The organism is Haloferax sp. Atlit-109R, from assembly GCF_003665865.1.
Classification (GTDB): Archaea; Halobacteriota; Halobacteria; order Halobacteriales; family Haloferacaceae; genus Haloferax; species Haloferax volcanii.
This window is the reverse complement of the sequence record NZ_QPLO01000001.1, coordinates 832,848-855,198: the sequence shown is the minus strand read 5'-3', so window position 1 is coordinate 855,198 and position 22,351 is coordinate 832,848. Positions and strand designations below refer to the sequence as shown.

Here is a 22,351-nt window from a genome sequence, read left to right as displayed (position 1 = left end):
GAGGGTCGCCGTGACTGCGAGTCGTTACTTGAAGCGGAACGTCTCGAGGTTCTTCGGCGCGAACGTCCGCATGTTGTAGTCGTGGTAGAGCGCCGACGAGAGGTCCTGCACGGAGCGTTCGTCACCGTGAACGCACAGCACTTTCTCCGGACGGGGGTTCATCGTCTTGACGAAGTTTTCGAGGCCCTGCCGGTCGGCGTGACCGGAGAAGCCGTCGACCGTCTCCACGTCCATCTTGAGCTTCAGCGTGTCCGACCGGCCCATGCCGTCGCGGCCGTTGACCGGAATCTCGTCCCAGCCGTTCTGGATGCGGCGGCCGAGCGTCCCCTGCGCCTGGTAGCCGACGAAGACCAGTCGGGACTTCGGGTCGGGGCCGACGTGGCGGAGCCACGACATGATGGGGCCGCCGGTGACCATCCCGGAGGTCGAGAGGATGATGGCCTGCTCGCCGTCGGCGACGTCCTGTCGCTCCTCTTCGCCGCCGTCGATGTGGTTGAACTCCTCGGCGAGGAACGGGTTTTCGTCCTCGTGGAAGATGCGGTCGCGGAGGTCGTCGCGGAGGTACTCGGGGTAGGTCGTGTGGATGGCCGTCGCCTCCCAGATCATCCCGTCGAGGTGGACGGGCATCTCCGGAATCTTGCCCGAGCGCATCGCCTCTTCGAGGACGAGCATAATCTCCTGTGAGCGACCGACGGCGAACGCCGGGATGACGACCTTGCCGCCGCGGTCGTACGTCTCGTTGATGACCTCGATGAGGCGCTCCTCGGAGTCCTGCTGGTCGGTCTGGTAGTCGTTGCGGCCGCCGTAGGTCGATTCGAGGACGAGCGTCTCCACGCGCGGGAAGTCGTTGACCGCGCCGTTGAACAGGCGGGTGTCCTCGTAGTGGATGTCGCCGGAGAACGCGACGTTGTAGAGGCCGTCACCGATGTGGAAGTGCGAGACGGCGGAGCCGAGGATGTGACCCGCGTTGTGGAACGTCAGCTTCACGTCGGGCGCGATGTCGGTCACGTCGCCGTACTCAAGCGGGATGGTGTGCTTGATGGCCTCGCGAACCATCTCGGACTCGTACGGCGGGGTGCGTCCCTCCTTCGAGGCGACGTCGAGGTAGTCGAGCGTGAGTAGGCCCATGAGGTCGCGGGTCGGCTCGGTCGTGTAGATGGGGCCGTCGTAGCCGTACTTGAACAGAAGCGGGATGAGCGCCGAGTGGTCGAGGTGAGCGTGGGTGAGGACGACCGCGTCGAGCGAGTTCGCGCCCGACCCGAGCGCCTCGGGGACCTGCAGATACGGCACGTCGTCGGAGCCGGGCTTGTCGCCGCAGTCGACGAGGATTCGGGTCTCTGGCGTCGAGACGATGAAAGACGCGCGGCCGACCTCGCGGCAGCAGCCGAGGGTCGTGATGCGGACCCACTCGTCGTCCGAGAGCTGCTCGCGGTGAATCTGCCGGCCGGTGCGTTCGAGGATGCGGCGGCGGTCCTCGCGTTCCTGCTTCAGGAAGTTGCGGACGTTCGAAACCGTCGAGGATTCGATGGGGGGAGTGCGGACGACTTCGGGCGTCCAGCCGACTTTCTGCGTGATTTCGCGGAGCGTCGAGCCGTGGCGGCCGATGACCATGCCCGGTTTCTCGGCCTCGATGACGACTTCGCCGGTGTCGATGTGGAAGTCGAGGTCGGTGACGCCGGCCTCCTCGGGGATGACGCTCAGAATTTTGGGTTCGGCCTCGCGGGGGTCGGACAGCACGTCCGGGTCCGGGCGAACCGTGATTCGCTTTCGGAGCTTACTCGCGAGTTTCCGGATGAGGTCGCCGTTCTGAGCGAACTTCTTCGGGTCGCGCGTGTAGACGACGAGTTCGGGACCCTCGTACTTGACGTCGGAAACCGAGATGTCGCGGGGGAGTTCGTTCGTAATCTCTGCCTTCAGATTCTCGAGTTGTTTATCTACGGAGCTCATAGTTACGAGCGACCCGTCCGGTCCTGCGCCGGCAGGTCTCGGGAACCCCTACCTCAGGAGCGTCGACGCGAGCCGGTCCACGTGTACGAGTGCCAGTCTCGGCCGACTGCGGAGAGAGCATAGTGAACTGAATACGGTTGTATCTCGACTGCGGGAAGAGGCAGGGAAAACCCGCTTACCCGACAGTACCATGTCGCCAGTATAAAACCCTTCGCAAAGCCGAAGCGTCTCGGGGCCGACCGACGACCATGGAACTCACACCGGCGGCCGTCTCGGCGGAACACGACTGGGTTCGAGCGCGCGCGGACGTGGTCGTCCCGCTCATCAACGAGACGCGACGGCGACTCGGCGAGCAGTTCGACACGCGCGTCGGCGCGGTCGACGAGGCGGCCTACCGCGAGGCGGTCGACGCGGTGTTCGCCGACGGCGAGGTCGGCGTCAACGTCGCGGCCTACGTCCGCATCCTCAAGCGGCTGGACGTACAGGACGACTACCCGGGGTTCGTCGTCGACGAGGTGCTCGGGCGCGAGCTCGCGGCGACCATCGCCGGCGGCGAGCCGCTCCGACTCCTCGCGCAGGCGACGTTCCACTTCGCGGACGTGGCCGTCCACACCGACGGTCCCGCCGGCCGCGACGACCTCGACGCCGCGCTCGCCGCGGGCTTTCAGACGCGCCTGCCGGGGTGGTCGTGGCGCGAGGGTGACTCGCCGTTCGACAGTCGGCGCTGACCACCGGACGGCGTCGCGCGAAAAAGAGGTTCGAGTCGCGTCTTACCACTCGATACGAACCGGCTCCGACGAGGTTTCGGACTCGCGTTCGTGTTCCGAGTCGAGGTCGCGGAGCCGTCCACGGAACGCGCCGACGCACTCCTCGCACGCTGTCACGTGCGCGAGCACGCCGTTTTCGTACTCTGCCATGACCGCTCGCGGGGTCCGCCGCGTCAGCCGCTCGGGGCCCATCCGTCCGACGCCGCGCACGCCGAGGTCGCCTAATCCCGTCAGCCGCTCGCCGTGTGTCGCCGCCCACTGGGCGTACGACGCGAGCCGGTCGCGGACGCGTCGCTCGCGCGGACTCAGGCTCCCCGAAAGGTCCACGAACCGGTCCCACGTCTCGACGGTGTACTCCTCGATAAGGCCGCGCCCGACGGCGTCGTCCAGTCGGTCGATAACCGGTGTGAACTCCGCGCGCCGCCCGCTCGGAACCCACAGTTCGATTCGGACCGTCCCCTCCCGAGGAGTCGGCCGTTCGCCGCTTACAATTGTGTCCATTGTTAGCACGCCAACCACCACGTACTGGTAGGATAGCCGGCGATATGTATCTATGCGTCCGCCGGAACCGCCGACCGTCGTCGACGAGAGGTGGTCTGCGCGGCGGGGCGGCGCGCCGGCACCTTCGGGGCGTTTAAGGGTTCGCTGCGGCTACCGATGGGCAATGAGCGACGAGCAGGAACTCGGTATCACCGAGTCGAAGCAGTACAACACCGGCGAGTGGTACGCCGAGGTCGTCCAGAAGTCGGGTCTCGCGAACTACGGCCCGGAGGGCATGAGCGGTTTCATCGTGACTCGCCCGCGCGGCTACGCGCTGTGGGAGTCCATCCAGAACTACCTCGACGGCGAGTTCAAGAAGACGGGCGTCCAGAACGCGTACTTCCCGCTGTTTATCCCCGAGAGCTACCTCGAACGCGAGAAGGACATCGTCGAGGGGTTCGACCCCGAGGTGGCGTGGGTCACCCACGGCGGCCACGAGGAACTCGAAGAGCGCCTCGCCGTCCGCCCGACCTCCGAGTCCATCATCGCGCCCTACATGGCCCAGTGGGTCCGTAGCCACCGCGACCTCCCGCTCCGCGTGAACCAGTGGGCCTCGGTCGTGCGCTGGGAAGCGACCGAGACGAAGCCGTTCTTCCGCACCAAGGAGTTCCTCTGGCAGGAAGGTCACACGGCCCACGAGACCCGCGACGGCGCGTGGGACGAGACGATGACCCGCCTCTCGCAGTACCAGTCGCTCTACGAGGACGTGCTCGCCATCCCCGTGCTCCGCGGCGCGAAGCCGGAACACGACAAGTTCCCCGGCGCGGACACGACGACGACCGTCGAGGCGCTCATGCCCGACGGCAAGTCCGTGCAGGCCGGCACCTCCCACTACCTCGGCACCTCCTTCGCAGAGGCGTTCGACCTCACCTACACGACCGAAGACGAGGACGAAGAGCCCGCCCACACGACCTCGTGGGGGCTGTCGTGGCGCTCGCTCGGCGCGCTCATCATGACGCACTCCGACGACCAGGGCCTCGTCCTGCCGCCGACCATCGCGCCCGAGCAGGTCGTCATCGTCCCCATCTGGCAGGCTGACACGCAGGAGAAGGTCCTCGACTACGCCGAGGACATCGCCGAAGACCTCGAAGACGCGGGCGTCCGCGTCGAACTCGACGCCCGCGACGAGCGCAACCCCGGCTTCAAGTTCAACGAGTGGGAGCTCAAGGGCGTCCCCGTCCGCTTCGAAATCGGCCCGAACGAGGTCGACGACGACGTCGTCACGGCCGTCCACCGCCCCGACGGCGAGTCGGTCGAACTCGACCGCGAGAACATCGCCGAAGCCGTCCAAGCGCAGTTCGACGAAGTGTACGCGAAGCTCTACGCCGCCGCGGAGGAGAACCTCGAAGAAAACGTCCGCGAGGCGTCCGAGCGCAACGAGATTCTCGGCACCATCGGCCAGCACGGCGGCTACGTGAAAGCGCCGTGGTGCGGAGACGAGGCCTGCGAGGACGAGATTAAGGAGCAAATCGCCGCCGAAATCGTCATGGTGCCCCTGAACGACGAGGACGCGGAGATTCACGACGGCGAGGACTGCGCGGTCTGCGGCGGCGACGCCGAGGAGACGGCGTACTTCGCGAAGTCCTACTGAACCGGCCGCCGGGTTTTACACGATTATTCATATTTTTCGTCGTCCGTCGAATCATCATTAGTCTCCATACTATGTATGGATACATCCTTATATGACATTGTAACACCCTTATGGTTTCAGGAAAAGTTGCTTATGCGGGTAGCCGTACTATTGGCGTATGACCAAGCCACACATAGACGCACCCTTCGCTCAGGACGGGTTAGCCGACCCGACCGACGAGCGGTCGAACTGCGGCGTTGGGGCCGTCGTAGACCTCGAAAACGGCGCCTCGCACCGAGTCGTCGCAGACAGCCTCGAACTCCTGGAGAACCTCGAGCACCGCGGCACCACGGGCGCTGAGGAAAACACCGGAGACGGGGCGGGTATCCTGCTGCAACGACCCGACGAGTTCTTCGAAGCCGTCCTCGAATCCGAGCTTCCGGACCTCTACGCGGCAGGTTCGGTGTTCATGCCGACCGACGACGAGGTTCGCGAGCGCGTTTCGGCGGTTGTCGAGGACTCGCTGGCCGACCACGGGCTCTCCGTGTTCGACTGGCGCGACGTGCCGACCGACAACGCCGACCTCGGCGCGACCGCGCTCGAATCGGAGCCCGACGTCTGGCAACTGTTCGTCGAGCCGGCCGACGGGATGACCGCAGACGAGTTCGACCGGGCGCTGTACCTCGCCCGCCGAGCCGCAGAGAAGGCGGTCGACGACCTCGCTATCGAGGGCGCGGGACGGTTCTACGTCTGCTCGCTCGACCGCAAGACCATCGTCTACAAGGGACTGCTCACGGCCGAACAGCTCCCGAACTACTACCCCGACCTCAGCGACGAGCGGATGGTGACCGAACTCGCGCTCGTTCACGCGCGATTCTCCACCAACACGCTCGGCGCGTGGCATCTCGCCCACCCGTACCGCCAGGTCATCCACAACGGCGAGATAAACACCATCCGCGGCAACGTCAACTGGATGCGCGCCCGCGAGACGGACCTCCAGCACGAGGCCTTCGGCGACGACATCGAGACGCTCATGCCCATCACGAAGGCCGACCAGTCCGACACCGCGAGCGTGGACAACGTGGTCGAACTGCTCCTCAAGAGCGGCCGCGAACTCCCGCACGTCCTGCGGATGCTCATCCCTGAGGCGTACCGCAACGACGACGCGATGGACCAGGCGCGCCGCGACTGGTACGACTTCCACGCCTCGCTCGTCGAGCCGTGGGACGGTCCCGCGCTCGTCGCGGCGACCGACGGCGACCGCATCGCCGCCGTCCTCGACCGCAACGGCCTCCGTCCGTGTCGCTACGAGGTGACGACCGACGGCCGCCTCATCGTCGCCAGCGAGGTCGGCGCGCTCGACACCGACCCCGCGGAACTCGAATCCCGCGGTCGCCTCCAGCCCGGCGAGATCTTCATGGCCGACCCCGAGGAGGGCCGCGTCATCCCCGACGCCGAAGTGTTCGACTCCCTCACCGACGAGAAGTACGGCGAGTGGGTCGACCAACAGCAGCGCCATCTCGACGACATCGCCGGCGACACCGACTCCACCTCGCGCGGACAGGTCGAGTCGCTCCGCGCGACACAGGCGGCGTTCGGCTACACGCACGACCAGCTCAACCACATGATAGAGCCGATGGCCCGCGACGGCAAGGACCCCGTCGGCTCGATGGGCGACGACACGCCGCTTTCGGTGCTGTCGGACCTCAACCGCCCGCTGTTTACCTACTTCAAGCAGCTGTTCGCGCAGGTGTCGAACCCGCCTATCGACTACATCCGCGAGAAGCTCGTGACGAGCCTGGAGTCGCGGCTCGGCTGCCAGCGTAACCTCCTCGACGAATCACCCGAGCACGCGCGTCAGCTCGTCCTCGACTCGCCGGTCCTCACGGACGCCGAGACTGCGGCCATCAAGGACCTCGACGACGACATGCGGAGCGAAGTCGTCGACATCACCTACGAGAAAGGCGGCGACATCCGCGAGGCCATCGAGGCCGTCCGCGACGAGGCCAAGGCGGTCATCGAAGACGGCGCGGACATCGTCGTCCTCTCCGACCGCGCGGTCGGCCCCGACCGCGTCGCCATCCCGAGCCTGCTCGCGACGGGCGCGGTCCACCACAGCCTCGTCCGCAACGGCCTCCGGAACCACGCCGGCCTCGTCGTCGAGTCCGGCGACCCACGCGAGGTCCACCACCTCGCCACGCTCGTCGGCTACGGCGCGGGCGCGGTGAACCCCTACCTCGCCTACCAGACCATCGAGGACGTCGTCGCCGGCCCCGACGGGGCCGACGAGGGCGAGGCCATCGACGCGTACGTCCACGCGCTCGAAGACGGCCTGCTCAAGACGATGGCAAAGATGGGCATCTCGACGGTCGAGAGCTACCGCGGCGCGCAGATTTTCGAAGCCGTCGGCCTCGAATCCGACTTCGTCGCCGAGTACTTCGAGGGCACCGAAATCCGCACCGAGGGTATCGGCCTCGACGTCATCGAGGAAGACCTGCTGACCCGTCACGCCGCCGCGTTCGGCACGGACCCGAAGCTCGAACGACAGGGCGAGTACGAGAACCGCTCGGCCGGCATCCACCACGGCTGGAACCCCCAGACCGTCGGCACGCTCCAGCAGTCCGTCCGCGCCGGCGACTACGAGAAGTACAAGGAGTTCGCGGAGCTGGTCAACGACCAGTCGAAGCAGCTGAAGGCGCTCCGCGGCCTCCTCGAATTCGATTCCGACCGCGAGCCGGTGGACATCGACGAGGTCGAACCCGTCGAGGATATCGTCAAGCGCTTTTCGACGGCCGCGATGTCGCTCGGCAGCCTCTCGCCGGAGGCCCACGAGAACAACTCCATCGCCATGAACCGCATCGGCGGCAAGTCCAACTCCGGCGAGGGCGGCGAGCCGCCGGAGCGCTTCGGTACCGAAAAGGAGTGTAACGTCAAGCAGGTCGCCTCCGGCCGCTTCGGCGTCACCTCTCATTACCTCTCGTCGGCCGACGAGATTCAGATTAAGATGGCGCAGGGCTCGAAGCCCGGCGAGGGCGGCCACCTCCCCGGCAAGAAGGTAAACGAGATGATTGCGCACGTCCGCTATGCGACGCCGGGCGTCGGCCTCATCTCGCCGCCGCCGCTGCACGACATCTACTCCATCGAGGACCTCAAGCAGCTCATCTTCGACCTGAAGTCGGCCAACCCCGACGCCGACATCAACGTCAAGCTCGTCTCCGAGGCCGGCATCGGCACCATCGCCGCCGGCGTCTCGAAGGCGAAAGCCGACGTGGTCCACATCTCCGGCTACGACGGCGGCACCGGCGCGTCGCCCAAGACTTCCATCAAGAACGCCGGTCTCCCGTGGGAACTCGGCCTCGCCGAGGCCAACCAGATGCTCCGCGCGACGGGGCTTCGCTCCCGCATCCGCGTCTCCGTCGACGGCGGCATGAAGACCGGCCGCGACGTGGCCGTCGCCGCCCTCCTCGGCGGCGAGGAGTACGTCTTCGGGACCGCGTCGCTCGTCACCTCGGGCTGCGTGATGGCCCGTCAGTGCCACGAGAACACCTGCCCGGTCGGCGTCGCCACGCAGGACGAGAACCTGCGCCGCCGCTTCCCCGGCGAGCCCGACCACGTCATCAACTACATGACGTTCATCGCGCAGGAACTCCGCGAGATTATGGCCGACCTCGGCTTCACCTCGCTCGACGAGATGATCGGTCGTCCCTCCCTGCTCCGGCAGGTCGAGACGGACCACGAGAAGGCGAAGCACCTCGACCTCTCGTCGGTGCTGGCCGAGCCCGAGACGGGCGCGCGCCGCAAGACCGAAGACCAGGTCCACGCCGACATCGAGACGCACGTCGACCACAAACTCATCGACGAGGCCGCAGACGCCATCGAGAACCGCGAGCCGGTCGTCATCCGCCGCGACCTCTCGAACGTCGACCGCGCGGTCGGCGCGATGCTCTCGAACCGCATCTCGAACGCCCACGGCGGCGAGGGACTCCCGGACGACACCATCCGCTGTGAGTTCGACGGCATCGCCGGCCAGACGTTCGGCGGCTTCCTCGCCCGCGGCGTCACGATGCGGCTCACCGGGGCCGCCAACGACTACGTCGGCAAGGGCCTCTCCGGCGGCCGCGTCATCGTCGACACGCCCGCCGAGGCCAACTACGAGGCCGCCGAAAACATCCTCATCGGCAACGTCGCCCTCTACGGCGCGACGCAGGGCGAATGTTACGTCAACGGCCTCGCCGGCGAGCGCTTCGGCGTCCGCAACTCCGGCGTGAAGGCGGTCGTCGAGGGCGTCGGCGACCACGGCTGTGAGTACATGACCGGCGGCGTCGTCGCCGTCCTCGGGGAGACGGGCCGCAACTTCGCCGCGGGCATGTCCGGCGGCGTAGCCTACGTCTACGACCCCGACGACGAGTTCGCCGCGAAGGCGAACACCGAGATGGTGACACTCGAAGACCACCTCGACGACAAGGACGAGGCGATGCTCACCCGCCTCGTCGAGAACCACCGCACGTACACCGACTCCGACCGCGCGGCCGAACTGCTCGACGACTGGCAGTCCGTGCTCGGTGACTTCGTGAAGGTGATGCCCGACGCGTACGCCGAGGTCATCGCCGAAGACGGCCGCGAGGACGTTCGCAACGAACTCCCCGCGAAGGCGGGCGCAATCGTCGACGCCGGAGCCGACAGAGTCGGCGCGGCGACGACGAGCGACGACTGAGACGGAGACGGACCCCGGCCGTCTCGAACCGCCGCTAACGGCGAGCGGGTTCCGGCACCCGCAACCGATTCTCTCACGTTTTTCACCGCGCGCGCCTTCGACCGAGACATGGACAACGCACTCGTCATCGGCGGCACGCGATTCATCGGCCGCCACCTCGTCTCGGAACTCCTCGACAGCGGCTACGCCGTGACCATCTTCAACCGCGGGAACCACGACAACCCCTTCGAGGACGACCCGCGCGTCCAACACGTGCAGGGCGACCGAACCGACGACGAGGCGCTTCGAACCGCGAAGCTGACCGTCGACCCCGACGCGGTGTTCGACTGCGTGGCGTACAAGCCCGCGGAGGTCGCCTCTGCGGTCGACGTCTTCGCCGACGTGGACGCCTACGTCTACATCTCCAGCGGCGCGGCCTACGGAAGCGAGGTCATCCCGAAGCGCGAGGGCGAGACGCCGCTGTGCGACTGCACCGACGAGCAGGCGGCGGACGACTCGGGTGCGAGCTACGGCCCGCGGAAAGCCGAGGGCGACCGCGTCGTCTTCGAGGCGGCCTCGCGGGGCATCAACGCGATGTCCGTCCGGCCCTGCATCGTCTACGGCCCCGACGACTACACCGAGCGCCTCGACTACTGGATCGACCGCGTGCTGAACTACGACCGCGTCGTCGTCCCCGGCGACGGGACGAACGTCTGGCACCGCGCCTACGTCGAGGACGTGGCGAGCGCGATGCGCGTCGTCGCCGAGGAGGGCGAGGCGGGCGAGGCCTACAACGTCGGTGACAGACGGCTCGTGACGCTCGAAGAGATGGTCGAAGTCATCGCTGACGCCGCCGGCACCGGCGTCGAGGTCGTCCACGCGGGCGAGCGTGAACTCGCCGCGGCCGGCCTCTCGATGGACGACTTCATCCTCTACCGCGACTACCCGCACGTCCTCTCGACGGACAAACTCGCCCGTCTCGGCTGGGAGTCCACCCCCGTCGAGGAGGCGATGCGCCGGTCGGTCGCCGACCACCGCGACAGCGACCGCGACGGCGCGGAACACGACCCCGGCCGCGACGCCGAAGAACGCGTGCTCTCGATTCTCGATACGCTCTGAGACGGGATCGTTCGCTCGAAAAAACGAGGCGGCGAGGCGGCGTCTCCGACGAGTTCAGCCGCTGAACTGGCCGTCGTGGTCCATCTCGGGGACCTCCTCTTCGAGCCACTCTCGGAACCACTTGACGCGCTTGAGCCGCTGGTGAGCGAAGCTCTGGGCGGTGTCGGTTTCGAGCCGGTCGGAGGCGTCGCGGCCGCGCTCGAAGACGCGTTCGACCATCTCGGCGGCGTCCATGTGGGTCCGGGCCTCGTAGCCCATCCGCAGGAGCATCAGCGCGGTGCCGTTCGCGCCGATTTTGTCGAGGATGTCGGCCTCGATGAGACAGCGCGTCTCAAGCGACACGTCGGTCAGCGACCCCTGATACGAGTGGTCGGAGACGACCTGACACACCTGGTCGACGAAGGAGTCGGGGTAGTCGCCGTGGCTGCTGAGGAACTCGCGGGCGACGCGAGCGCCCTCCTCCGCGTGGACCTCCTGGTCGGCTTCGAGCTTCGAGATGTCGTGAAAGAGGGCGGCGACGCGAACGACGTTCACGTCCGCGCCCTCGCGGTCGGCGATGCGCGTCGCGAGGTCGACGACGTTGAGGATGTGGTTGAACCGGTACTCCGCGGAGTGCCACGGATACCAGCGCATCCGCCCGCCGTCGTCTTCGTTTTCGACGCTCGCAGAGAGATAGTCCGAGACGAAACGCTTCATATCCTCGAACTCGGCGTCGGAGACCGCCGACTCTTTGATTTCAACGCCCACGGCAGAACCTCCGTCGGTGTTGGCACGTGCGTATTCTCATTACACGGAATGAGGGTCGTTCCACTCTTAGGCGTTACGACCACCCTGAGTCGCGTGAACCGGGCTCTCGGGCGAACAGACCGGGTCTCGTGGCCGCCAATGTGAACCGCTGGCACATCGATGAGAGTTAACTCACCCGCCCGCGTCGACCCCGACGTGACCGAAGCACGATACCTCGACGACGCGACGACACACGAGTTCGAGGCGACCGTCGAGACGGTCCGCGGAACCGACCGCGTCGTCCTCGACCGGACGTACTTCTACCCGACCGGCGGCGGCCAACCGCACGACACGGGCACCCTATCGGTAGACGGCGAGGATTGCGACGGCGAGACGTGGGACGTGACGGACGTCCAGAAACGCGACCGAATCGAACACGTCGTCGCGGGCGACGCGCCCGACCTGGGGGCGACCGTCACCGGACGCGTCGACCCGGCGCGGCGGCGCGCCCACAGCCGCTACCACACGGCCCAGCATCTCCTCTCTGCGGTCCTCCTCGACGAGTTCGACGCCGAGACGACCGGTAACCAACTGTACGCCGACCACGCACACCTCGACTGCGCCTACGACCGCTTCGACGGCGACGACCTCCGGACCATCGAGACGCGCCTGAACGACCTCGTCGCGTCCGACCTCCCCGTCCGGTGGTACAGCCTCGACCGCGAGGAGGCCGAAGCGACGCTCGACCCCGACCGCACCAGACTCTACCTGCTTCCGGAGTCGATTCGGGAGGTCCGAATCGTCGAAATCGGCGACGCGGACGACCCCTTCGACCGGACCGCCTGCGCGGGAACTCACGTCGAATCGACGGGCGACATCGGCACGGTCTCCGTCGCCGGCCGGACGACCCAAGGCTCGGCACACGAGCGCGTGAACTTCGCCCTCGAATAGCCGGTCGCCGGTCGAATCGACTCCTCGGACGCGACTACGTGGACCGGGACGCTTCTGCCCGCGCCCGAGGCTCGCATACCCAGCCCTCGCGGACCGGAACCAGCTCGTAGCCCGACTCCCGGAGCAGGGCCTTCGCCGCCGCTTCGTCGTGGCTCCCGCGGGCGTCGTGCAGTTCGAAATACACCGTCGGCCGGTGCTCCCGAAGGACCGCCTCCGCCCCCCGGAGCACGTTCAGGCCGAACCCTTCGACGTCAACCTTCAGGTGGTCCGGCGGCGGGACCGTCCCGGACTCGACGAGCGAGTCCAGCCGTCGCATCGATACCGACGCCGTGTCGACGACCCGCGCCCCCCACGCGCTCGCGTGGTCTCGCGAGAACGACCCCAGTTCGTCGTAGCTCGACAGGTGGAACGCTCGGGATTCGTCGGTTTCGCCGAGGCCGCAGTCGAGGAGGTCCACCCGGTCGTCGAAGTCGTTGACCTCGACGTTCGCCCGCAACTGGTCGACGACCTCGGGATGCGGCTCGACGGCGACGACCTGCGCGGAGGGTTCGCTGGCCGCGACCGCGAGCGTGTAGGTCCCCGTGTTCGCGCCCACGTCGACGACCACGTCGCCGCCGTCGAGGTCGAGCAACAGCGCTTGCAGGAGCACGTCGTTACCGTGACGGTTGTACAGTTCGTAGCTCCGGAAGCTCGTCCGCCCGACGTGTTTCTTCGTGGCGACGAGCCGTCGCTCGTAGTTCGCCCGAACGAGCGCGTAGTGGAGGGAGTACGCGAGGTGGCGAGCGGCCGACACCGGATGCAGCAGAGACACGTTAGTGTATTGTCATTGTGCGGCGATAAAAATCGCTCGGCGGCGACGCGACTCGGCGTGATATGGATTCGCAGGAGAAGTTCGAGTAGTCCCGGGCGGATTCGAACCGCCGTCAGCGGCTGTCTTCTCGGCACGCAATGAACCGTACCAATCCAAAGGCCGCTATGATTGGCCACTACACCACGGGACTGCGCACTCGTCGGTTGTCCGCTGGTAAATGAAAACGCTTCGGTTCCGGTCGGGCGGCGTCGACGATTAATCGGCGGCTTCCGTCTCCGTCTCGGGTTCCGCGCCGCACACGTCGAGATACTCGCAGGCGTCCGTCTCGGGGTCGAAACAGTCGGGACACTCGGAGTTACGGTCGATGATGGTGTCGAGTCGCTCCGCGATCATCCCGTCGATGACGGGTTCGAGTTCGCGGGCCTCCGCGCGGAACTCCTCGACGTCGAGGACGTTCGAGAGGAAGCGCTCGATGATGCAGTAGGTCTGGAGCGCGTCGCGGGCGCGGACGATGCCGTCGTCCGTGAGCGTGACGCCCTTGTACTTCTCGTGTTCGGCGAGGCCGCGGGATTCGAGTTTGCCGATCATCTCGTTCGCACTCGCGGGGCTCACCTCCATCATGTCCGCGAGCGCGCCGGTGGCCGCCGGGCCGTTCTCCATCTCCTGCAGCAGGTAAATCGCCTTGACGTATTGGTCTGCCGTGTTCATCGTTTCACTCGCGGTCTTCCATGATTCGCGTCACTTCTTCTACGCCCTCGGCCTCCTCGTCGCGAATCGCCGACAGGGTGGCGACGAGTTCCTCGCGGTCGATAGAGAACTGTGCCTCGCTCGCCTCGATGGCCTCGATGACGTCGTCGTAGAACTTGTATGCGGTCTCCTCGTTGCAGAGTTGGTCGTAGAGGACGCCGTCGAAGTCCTCGGGCTTCGTCTGGCCGTACTGGGCCTCGACCAGCGCCTCTATCTCCTCGAAGGGGACGCTGTCGACTTCCAGCCGGTCGATGACGGCTTCGAGGCGCTCGCGGTGGTCCGCGGACTCCTCGGCGGCGTGCGAAAGCAGGGCTCGAATCTCCTCGTCGAGCGCGTCTTCGTCGAGTTCCTCGTGGTGGTGGTAGGCGCGCGCCTCCACGACCTCTTCGAGGACGATACCGATCTGGAGGAGTCGGGCGAGCTGGTGGTCCGAGCTGACCTGATAGCCGACGCTCATGGACTCGTCCCCCTCAACGTTCGAAGACACGGTCCCGCGACGTACATACACACCTCTCCGGGAGTAACCGACTTAAGCGGTTCCCTCGCGGGTCGACGGGATCGGAGAAAAAAAACGCCCGGCGAAGTCGCGCCGCGGAGGCCGGACTACCGCAGGCGCGCCGCGATGAGCTCTTCGAGGTCGTCGCGGAATTCGTCGACTTCGATCTCTTCGAGGACGGGCACGAAGAAGCCCTCCACGAGCATGTTACGGGCCTGTTCTTCGGGGACGGACCGAGAGACCATGTAGAAGAGGTCCTCGGCGTCGACCTGCCCGACGGAGGCCGCGTGGGACGCCTCGGTGTCGTGGTTGTTGATGATGAGCTTCGGCGACGCGTCGGCCTCGGACTGGTCCGAGAGCATCAGCGTGTTCTCGCGCTGATAGGAGTTCGTACTCCACGCGTCGCGGCCGACGTCCTGGACGCCCTCGTACACCGAGCGCGCCTCGTCGTCGAGGACGCCGCGGGTCACGAGGTCGGCCGTCGTGTTCTCGGCTTTGTGCCAGACGCGGGCGTTCACGTCGAGGTGCTGGTCGTCGTGACCGAAGAACGCGCCGACGATTTTCGTCTCCGACGCCTCGCCGTTGAGTTCGGTCTCGACGTCGCTGCGGGTGAGCCGCGAGCCGAGGTTCCCCTCGATCCAGTTGACCGTGGAGTAGGTGTCGGCGTCGGCGCGCTTGAGCGAGTACGTGTACGTCTCCTCGTCGAGGTTTTGCAGGGAGCCGTACTGGACGTACGAGTTCTCGCCCGCGTCGATTTCGACGAGGTTCGAGAAGTACCGCGCGTCGTCGACGCTGTCGCCGGACTCGATGGCTTCGAGGATGGTGACCGACGAGGACTCCTCGGTGACGACGAGCGTGTGGCTGAACAGCGACCGAGAGTTCATCTCGGCGCGAATCTTCACGTCCTCGGCGTCGACGCCCTCGGGGACGTAGATGAACGTGCCCGTCGTGAACAGCGCCGCCGAGAGGGCGGTGAGGTAGTTCGTGTCGGGAGCGACGACCGACCCGAAGCGCTCCTCGATGAGGTCGCCGTACTCGGAGAGGGCCTCCGTGAACGGGAGGACGACGACGCCCTCGGGCGACTCGCGGGTCGTCTCGTCGGCCTGGTTCAGCGGGTCGACGAGCGACTCGAAGTCGAGCGCTTCGAGGTTGGTCCAGCGGCGACCGGGCGTCTGGATGACGTCCGGCAGTTCGAGCGCGTCGAGTGCTTCGAGGGCTTCGAGGCGGGCCTCGAGGAGCCACTCCGGCTCGTCCCGTGCGTCCGAAATCTCTCGTACCGTCTCTGCGGACAGGTTCGCGGGAAGTTGCGCACTCATTGGTTATCCGAGGCTACCCTCCATCTCGAGTTCGACGAGTCGGTTGAGTTCGACCGCGTACTCGATGGGCAGTTCCTCCGTGATGGGTTCGATGAACCCGGAGACGATCATCTGCTTCGCGTCGTCGTCGTCGAGACCGCGCGACTGGAGGTAGAAGATGTCCTCGTCGCCGATCTTGCCGACGGTCGCCTCGTGGGCGACGTCCACCGTGGACTCGTTGATTTCCATGTACGGCATCGTGTCCGAGGTGGACTCGTTGTCGAACATGAGCGCGTCACACTCGACCGCGGTCGAGGAGTTCTTCGCGCCGTTGGCGATGTGGACGAGACCGCGGTAGTTCGTGCGGCCGCCGTCCTTCGAGATGGACTTCGACTCGATGGTCGACTTCGTCTCGGGGGCGTTGTGGTACACCTTCGCGCCGGTGTCGATGTTCTGGCCCTCGCCCGCGAAGGCGATGGTGATGTGGTTGTCCGACGCGCCGCGGCCCTTCAGAATCGACGCCGGGTAGAGCATGGTGGCCTTCGAGCCCATCGAGCCCGAAATCCACTCCATGCGGCCGCCCTTCTCGACGATGGCGCGCTTGGTGTTGAGGTTGTAGGTGTTCTTCGACCAGTTCTGGACGGTCGAGTACTGGACGTGGGCGTCCTCGCCGACGAACACTTCGACGCCGCCGGAGTGGAGGTTGAACGCGGAGTACTTCGGGGCCGAACAGCCCTCGATGTAGTGGACTTCGGAGCCCTTCTCCGCGACGATGAGCGTGTGCTCGAACTGGCCCATGCCCTCGGAGTTCATGCGGAAGTACGCCTGCACCGGCATCTCGACCGTCACGTCCTCGGGGACGTAGACGAACGAGCCGCCGGACCAGATGGCGCCGTGAAGCGCGGCGAACTTGTTGTCGCTCGGGGGGACGCACTTCGTCATGAAGTACTCCTTGACGATGTCTTCGTGCTCCTGGACCGCCTGGTCCATGTTCATGAAGACGACGCCTTTCTCCTCCCAGCGCTCCTGCATGTTCTGGTAGACGACCTCGGACTCGTACTGGGCGCCGACGCCCGAGAGGGCGTTCTTCTCGGCTTCCGGGATACCCAGTTTGTCGAAGGTGTCCTTGATGTCGTCCGGCAGGTCGCGCCAGTCGTCGACGCCGCCGCGGACTTCCACGTCGGGTCGGATGTACGGGACGATTTCGTCCACGTCGACCTCGGTGAGGTCAGGCTGGCCGGGCCAGTCGGTCGGCATCGGCATGTTCTGGTACTGCTTGAGCGCGCGAAGGCGGCGCTCGAGCATCCATTCGGGCTCGTCTTTGTCCTCCGAGATGACGCGGATGGTCTCTTCGTTGAGACCCTTCTCGGCCACGAACGCGGCCTTCTGCTCCTTCTTGAACTCGAAGCGAGCTTCCGTGTCTGTCTCTTTGAGGTGGTCTTGGTCGGAACTCATGATGTTGGGGGATTACGCGGCTTCGTACACTTCCTCACGGACCCAGTCGTAGCCCTTGTCTTCGAGCTCGGACGCGAGCGACGCGTCGCCGCTCTTGACGACCTTACCGTCCAGCATGATGTGGACGTGGTCCGGCTCGACGTATTCGAGGATACGCTGGTAGTGAGTGATCTGGAGGATACCCGTGCCCTGCTCGTCGCGCAGCGCGTTGATACCCTTCGAGACGTCCTGCAGGCGGTCGATGTCGAGACCGGAGTCGATCTCGTCGAGCACCGCAATCGACGGTTCGAGAATCGCGGCCTGAAGGACCTCGTTTTGTTTCTTCTCGCCGCCGGAGAAACCGGCGTTGAGGTAGCGCTGCATGAACTTCTCGTCCATGTCGAGAAGCTCCATCTTCTCTTTGAGGAGCTGCTGGAACTCGGCGACGCCGACTTCGCCGTCGTCGACGTTACCCTCCATCGGGGAGGTGTCGTAGCCGGCTTCCTCTTCTGCTTCCTCGTCGTCGTCCTCGCCGAAGAGGAGCTCCTCGCGCTCGTCGATCTTCGCGTTGAGCGCGGTGCGGAGGAAGTTCGTCATGGTGACGCCCTCGATTTCCGCGGGGTACTGGAAGCCGAGGAAGATGCCGAGCGCGGCGCGCTCGTTCGGCTCCAGTTCCAGAAGGTTCCACGTGCGGGCGTCGTCCGGAATTTCGAGGTCGCCGAAGTCGTCGTCCTCCAGGTGGAGGAGGATTTCGCCTTCGGTTACTTCGTAGGCGGGGTGCCCGGCGATGATTTTAGAAGTCGTAGACTTGCCGGACCCGTTGGGACCCATCAGCGCGTGGATCTCGCCGGATTTGACTTCCAGGTCGACACCTCGCAGAATCTGCTCACCGTCTTCCTCCGCGACTCGTGCGTGGAGGTTCTTAATCTCGAGAGTTGCCATCGTTGGTTCGTTGCCTCGTACTCGAAAGGTGGGGAGTATCGCCCATAATGCTTGCGCATTCACCCCCGCCACCTTTTGTAGAAAGAAAATTTGTTTTCAAATCCGCAAAGAATCACACCGATTCGCGACACGCGTCCGGGTTTCGGACAGCCGAACGAAGTTACGGTTCCGGCGACTATGTAACCGAATATGGTTTCGTTAGTCGGTGACGGGAGCGGTCACATGAAGCTCCCAAGGCCGGTCTGTTCCTGTCCGCTTTTCACCTCGTCCCACGACATCCCGAGCGCCTCGATAACGCGGGAGATGGGCCCTTCGAGCGTCTTGGTGAGCATCGTCTCCCAGTCGACTTCGAATTCCTCGGGAATCTGGTCCGCGTACTCGAAGCAGATGACGTCGGGGTCGCGCTTGAACTCGCGGTAGCGGTCGTCGACCTGCGGGTCGAACTCGCTGGACTCCATCTCGCGGAACCACGACGGGTGGACTTTCTTGAGGTAGACCCGCTTCGGCTTCGACCCGCGGCCGAAGTTCGTCCCGAGGAAGGCGTTGGCGTACTGCGCGCCGCGGACGTGCGCGGTCGGCGTCTCGTACGCCGAGAGGCGTTTGCCGATGCCGCCGGGGATGCCGACCTGTTCGAGCGGGAGGTTCCCCGCCTCGAAGTCCGTGATGATGTCGTGGAGGTAGTCTTTGATGACCTCGGTGTCCTCGCCGTGGACGATCATGTCGATGACGTTCTTCTGGACCTCTTTGGTTATCTGTGCGATATCCGACCGTTTGTACTCGAAGCCCGTGATGTCGATGTCGTCGACGTCCTTACCCTCCTTCCAGACGATGTGGCCCGCGTAGCGCTTTTTCTTGCCCGCCTGGAAGAACCGCCGGTAGAGCTTCTCGAACTCGATTTGGAAGCGATGTTCGTCCGCGCCCAACTCGTCGCGCGCGAAGTCGTCGTAGGCGGCGTTGATGTGCTCCTCGATGTCGAACGACTGCTCGATGGCTTCTTCTTTCGACACGTCCGGGCCGAGTTCGAGCATCACGCTGTCGGTATCGCCGTAGGCCACGTCGTAGCCGATTTGGTTCGCCGCCTGCTCCGTGAACTCGATGACCTTCCGGCCGGTCGCCGTCACCGCCGCGCCCATCTCCTTGTCGTAGAGGCGGAAGCGGTCCCAGCCCAGCACGCCGTACAGCGAGTTCATGATGACCTTCACCGCGGCCTGCTGGCGGTCGAACTGCTCGTACTCCGACGAGCCGGGGTCGTGGGAGTTCCGAAGCGACTTCTTTTCCTCCCGCTCGGTGAGGAGTTCGTCGACCATCTCCCGAATCATGCCGTCCGGCTCCTGCTGGAAGTGCGTCCCGTTGGGTGCGCGGAACACCTCGCCGTCGTAGCGCTCGGGGTCGACTTTCGTCTCCGGCGAGGCGTTGATAGTCACCATACACATCGGGTACAGCGACTTCAGGTCGAGCACCGTGACGTTCTCCTTGACGCCGGTGATGGGGTCGAAGACGGCCCCGCCCTCGTAGTCCTCCGACTCCTGTTTCCCCTTCGAGGGGAGCGCGAACTCGCCGTGGACCTTGTGGAGGACGTAGATGTCGACGGTGTCGCCGGGCGTCGGCGCGTCTTCGAGCTTACAGCCGACGAACGTCCGCACCTCGTCCCAGAAGGCGATGATGTCCTGTTTCCGGTCGATTTCGACGCACAGCTCCACGTCGCGGAGGTTGTATTCGAGCAGGCGTTCGGGGTCTTCCTCCCAGAGGTCACCGATGTCGCCCGAGTAGCGCTCCTTGCCCGCGTCGAGTTCGAGTTCGCCCACCGCGTCGAGGCGGTAGGATTCGAGTTCGGTGAACTGGGTGCGCTTGTAGGCGTACAGCAGGTCGAAGACGACGCGACCCTTGATGTCCGGGCCGCCCCAGCCGCCGCGCCACACCTCGCCGAGCCGCGAGATGCGGTTGTAGTCGAGGTTCAGGTCGGTCCGCTTGTCGACTTCCTCCAAGCGGTCGAGGAAGTACGGCGCGTCGAAGTCCTCGAAGTTCCACCCGGTGAGGATGTCGGGGTCGGTCTCCTCGATGTACGTGAGGAAGGCGTCGAGCATCTCGGCCTCCTCGTCGAACGTCCGGACCTCCACGTCTCCGTCCTCCCCGAGGAAGTCGTAGTTCGGCAACGCGTCGGGGCGCTTACCGAGGCCCTCGTCGGCCACGGCGTGCCAGACGACGTACTCGTCGCGGTAGGAGTCGTGGCTGGTAAGACAGATAATCGGCTCTTCGCCGTCCTCGGGGAAGCCGTTCCGGTCGTTGACCTCGATGTCGAAGGTGTTCACCCGGAGGTTCGCGTCGACCTCCGCGGGCGCGACTTCCTGGTGAGGAATCTGAATCGTCCCGTCGTCGAGGCGGCGCTCGGGGACGCTGACGCCGCCTTTGATGTCCTTGTCGATGAGCAGGCGGTTCGGAAAGAGGATGTCCGCCTCGTAGTGGTCGAACTCGTCGCGAATCTGCCCGACGTCGCGGGGGGTGCGGCCGAAAATCTTCGTCAGCTCCTCGCCGCGGATGCTCTCGTAGCCGTCCTCGGTGCCGGTGATAACGTCCTTGTCGAGGTCGCCGTCGTCGAGGCTGTCGGTGGGGGCGTAGAAGTACGGCCGAAACCCGAGTACGCGGACGTGTTCGGTCTCGTCGTCGGCCGTCCGGCCGAAGATGTGAATCACCGGGTACTCGTCGCGGCCCGCGCCCTCGATGGTGTAATCGACCTGCGTGACGGCCAGTTCGACCGTCCCGTCCGGGTCGGGAAACCGCACCTCGTCCGTGTCGACGACGTCGGAGACGTGCTGGCCGGCGTCGCCGGCGACGATGGCGGCCTCCTCGTCAGGCCGCGCGTCGCCCGCGCCGTCGGCGTCGTTCCCCCCGAAGTCGGTCAGACCCGTCTGCGTCATGGCAATCGCTTCGGCGGCGCGGCTAAAAACCCCGGCGTTTCCGCGAACCGCACCCGGAACCACGGAAAGACATTTATCCATGTATGACATTCCTTGTCACACGATATGACCGACCACGCAACTCCGGAGCGGTGGGATGGCACGATCGACGGCGACGGACCGACTGGTCCGACGGGAGCCGAGACGGTCGAATCCTACGATATCGACGGTGGCGTGGTGTTCTACGACGCGGAGAACCCACTCGCGTGGGTCGAGGCCTCGAGTTCGATGCGCCTCGACGACTGCGCCTGACTCGGCCGAAACGGACACTTTTTCTCGGCACGGCGTCTCGACGCGAGCGTGACGGACGACGAGCGACGCGAGGGAACAGCCACGGACGCGGCCGACGAAGACGACGACGCGGAGCGTCCGTCGGCGGACATGGCCTCGGAGATCGACCCCGAAAAGCGGTGGGGCGACCCCGAGGCCCGCTGGGACCCGGAAACCCGCTGGGGGAACCCCGAAAAGGACCTCCCGACGATTCCCCGCGTCGGCATCCCCGGTGAGGACGCCGGCGACGACGGCGACTCCAACGGCGACGGCGGCGACGACGCGCCGGAGTTCTCGCCCGACGTGAATCCCGAGGCCGCCCGGCTGTTCTGGGCGAGCGTCGTGCTCGCGAACGTCGGCCTCGCGGGACTCACGGTGGGGCCGATGCTCGTCTACTTCCGCGGCGATACGCTCCTCGGCGGCGGCCTGTTTCTGTTCGGCGCGGTCGTGCTCGTCCGCGTCCACTCCATCTACCGAGAGTTCAAGCGAGGGGAGTGGCGGGACGACGACGGCGACGACAGCGACGGCGATGACGCGGACGACGGCGACTCAGCCGAGAGCGACGACGCGTCGGGAACTGATGACGAACGCGAAGACGCCCCCGAGCGCAACCGCTAACAGTCGCCGCGCCCTTCGCCGGGACGTATGCGAACCGTCCGCGGACCCGACGGCCGGACGTATCTCCTCGTCAAGCAGTCGAGCGACGCCAGCCGCGTCCGCGACCCGGAGACCGGCGAGGAGCGGCACCTGCCGAACGACGACCTCGAAGCCGTGAGCGGCGAGTCCCCGCTCGAAACCGCCGCGCGCGCCGTCCCCGAACCGGTCCGCCGAATCCTCGTCGCGGTCCCGACCGAGCGCGGACTGGGCCTGCTCGTCGACCTCGTCGACCGCGGGCCGCTCCCCGTGGTCGACCTCCTCGGAGCCTACGACCTCTGCGAGAGCGACCTCCACGGTCTCTTAACCGAGTTCCGGGCCGCCGGCCTCGTCGTCGAGGCCACGGTCTACGGGGAGCGCGGCTACGAGGCGACCGATGCCGCGAAAGAGGGAGTCGAATTACTGCGGGCGAACGGCGCACGCGAGTAGGCTATC

General features: G+C 65.9%; 18 protein-coding genes and 1 tRNA gene. 8 read left to right on the top strand and 11 right to left on the bottom strand.

Features of this window, described 5'->3' with window-relative positions; translation table 11 throughout:
• Nucleotides 1–24: 24 nt before the first annotated feature.
• Nucleotides 25–1,947 (bottom strand): beta-CASP ribonuclease aCPSF1, encoded by a 1,923-nt coding sequence (locus tag DVK03_RS04470; RefSeq protein WP_004064294.1) that lies wholly within the window; start codon nt 1,945–1,947, stop codon nt 25–27.
• 248 nt (nt 1,948–2,195) lie between these two features.
• On the opposite strand from DVK03_RS04470, the gene DVK03_RS04465 reads away from it, so the two are divergent.
• Nucleotides 2,196–2,675, top strand: coding sequence for a hypothetical protein (locus DVK03_RS04465; protein WP_004064295.1), 480 nt, complete (start codon nt 2,196–2,198; stop codon nt 2,673–2,675).
• Between the two features lie 42 nt (nt 2,676–2,717).
• Here the strand turns inward: DVK03_RS04465 and DVK03_RS04460 are convergent, their stop codons facing one another.
• Nucleotides 2,718–3,215 carry an HTH domain-containing protein gene (locus tag DVK03_RS04460; protein ID WP_115802318.1) on the bottom strand — a complete coding sequence of 166 codons (498 nt, stop codon included), beginning with the start codon at nt 3,213–3,215 and terminating at the stop codon, nt 2,718–2,720.
• A gap of 163 nt (nt 3,216–3,378) precedes the next feature.
• Here DVK03_RS04460 and proS point away from each other — a divergent pair, with 163 nt between their 5' ends.
• From proS to DVK03_RS04445, 3 genes are all read left to right on the top strand, one after another.
• Nucleotides 3,379–4,845 (top strand): proline--tRNA ligase, encoded by a 1,467-nt coding sequence (gene proS, locus DVK03_RS04455; protein ID WP_004064297.1) that lies wholly within the window; start codon nt 3,379–3,381, stop codon nt 4,843–4,845.
• Nucleotides 4,846–5,002: 157 nt separating this feature from the next.
• A complete protein-coding gene (gene gltB, locus DVK03_RS04450; RefSeq protein ID WP_115802317.1) occupies nt 5,003–9,538 on the top strand; it encodes a glutamate synthase large subunit in 4,536 nt (1,511 codons plus the stop codon).
• Nucleotides 9,539–9,646: 108 nt separating this feature from the next.
• Nucleotides 9,647–10,636: an NAD-dependent epimerase/dehydratase family protein gene (locus DVK03_RS04445; protein ID WP_115802316.1), complete on the top strand. Its 990-nt coding sequence runs from the start codon at nt 9,647–9,649 to the stop codon at nt 10,634–10,636.
• A gap of 54 nt (nt 10,637–10,690) precedes the next feature.
• Here the strand turns inward: DVK03_RS04445 and DVK03_RS04440 are convergent, their stop codons facing one another.
• Nucleotides 10,691–11,383: an HD domain-containing protein gene (locus DVK03_RS04440; protein ID WP_115802315.1), complete on the bottom strand. Its 693-nt coding sequence runs from the start codon at nt 11,381–11,383 to the stop codon at nt 10,691–10,693.
• Nucleotides 11,384–11,578: 195 nt separating this feature from the next.
• Here DVK03_RS04440 and DVK03_RS04435 point away from each other — a divergent pair, with 195 nt between their 5' ends.
• Nucleotides 11,579–12,313, top strand: a complete 735-nt coding sequence (locus DVK03_RS04435; RefSeq protein ID WP_115802314.1) for an alanyl-tRNA editing protein — start codon at nt 11,579–11,581, stop codon at nt 12,311–12,313.
• A gap of 34 nt (nt 12,314–12,347) precedes the next feature.
• Here DVK03_RS04435 and DVK03_RS04430 read toward each other — a convergent pair whose 3' ends face one another.
• The 8 genes from DVK03_RS04430 to DVK03_RS04395 form a co-directional block, all read right to left on the bottom strand.
• Nucleotides 12,348–13,106, bottom strand: coding sequence for an FkbM family methyltransferase (locus tag DVK03_RS04430; protein ID WP_115802313.1), 759 nt, complete (start codon nt 13,104–13,106; stop codon nt 12,348–12,350).
• Between the two features lie 104 nt (nt 13,107–13,210).
• Nucleotides 13,211–13,314: transfer RNA gene (locus DVK03_RS04425), tRNA-Gln, on the bottom strand.
• A gap of 65 nt (nt 13,315–13,379) precedes the next feature.
• On the bottom strand, nt 13,380–13,832 hold the full coding sequence (locus DVK03_RS04420; RefSeq protein WP_004044074.1) for a metal-dependent transcriptional regulator: 453 nt from the start codon (nt 13,830–13,832) through the stop codon (nt 13,380–13,382).
• Between the two features lie 4 nt (nt 13,833–13,836).
• Nucleotides 13,837–14,328, bottom strand: coding sequence for a hypothetical protein (locus DVK03_RS04415; RefSeq protein ID WP_004064301.1), 492 nt, complete (start codon nt 14,326–14,328; stop codon nt 13,837–13,839).
• Between the two features lie 146 nt (nt 14,329–14,474).
• A complete protein-coding gene (gene sufD / locus DVK03_RS04410; RefSeq protein ID WP_004044076.1) occupies nt 14,475–15,683 on the bottom strand; it encodes a Fe-S cluster assembly protein SufD in 1,209 nt (402 codons plus the stop codon).
• A gap of 3 nt (nt 15,684–15,686) precedes the next feature.
• Entirely contained in the window at nt 15,687–17,117 is a 1,431-nt protein-coding gene (gene sufB, locus DVK03_RS04405; protein WP_115802312.1) for a Fe-S cluster assembly protein SufB, read from the bottom strand.
• 12 nt (nt 17,118–17,129) lie between these two features.
• A complete protein-coding gene (locus tag DVK03_RS04400) occupies nt 17,130–18,038 on the bottom strand; it encodes an ABC transporter ATP-binding protein (RefSeq protein ID WP_115802311.1) in 909 nt (302 codons plus the stop codon).
• Nucleotides 18,039–18,256: 218 nt separating this feature from the next.
• Nucleotides 18,257–20,953, bottom strand: a complete 2,697-nt coding sequence (locus DVK03_RS04395; RefSeq protein ID WP_115802310.1) for a DNA-directed DNA polymerase — start codon at nt 20,951–20,953, stop codon at nt 18,257–18,259.
• A gap of 105 nt (nt 20,954–21,058) precedes the next feature.
• Here DVK03_RS04395 and DVK03_RS04390 point away from each other — a divergent pair, with 105 nt between their 5' ends.
• Genes DVK03_RS04390 through DVK03_RS04380 form a run of 3 tightly spaced genes read left to right on the top strand, consistent with a single transcriptional unit; the run spans nt 21,059 to nt 22,345 of the window.
• Nucleotides 21,059–21,244 carry a hypothetical protein gene (locus tag DVK03_RS04390; RefSeq protein ID WP_004044080.1) on the top strand — a complete coding sequence of 62 codons (186 nt, stop codon included), beginning with the start codon at nt 21,059–21,061 and terminating at the stop codon, nt 21,242–21,244.
• A gap of 48 nt (nt 21,245–21,292) precedes the next feature.
• Complete coding sequence (locus DVK03_RS04385; RefSeq protein ID WP_115802309.1) at nt 21,293–21,880, top strand: hypothetical protein; 588 nt, start codon at nt 21,293–21,295, stop codon at nt 21,878–21,880.
• A gap of 27 nt (nt 21,881–21,907) precedes the next feature.
• The gene (locus DVK03_RS04380) at nt 21,908–22,345 is read left to right on the top strand and encodes a hypothetical protein (RefSeq protein ID WP_115802308.1); all 438 of its coding nucleotides are present in this window, start codon (nt 21,908–21,910) and stop codon (nt 22,343–22,345) included.
• Nucleotides 22,346–22,351: the final 6 nt, after the last annotated feature.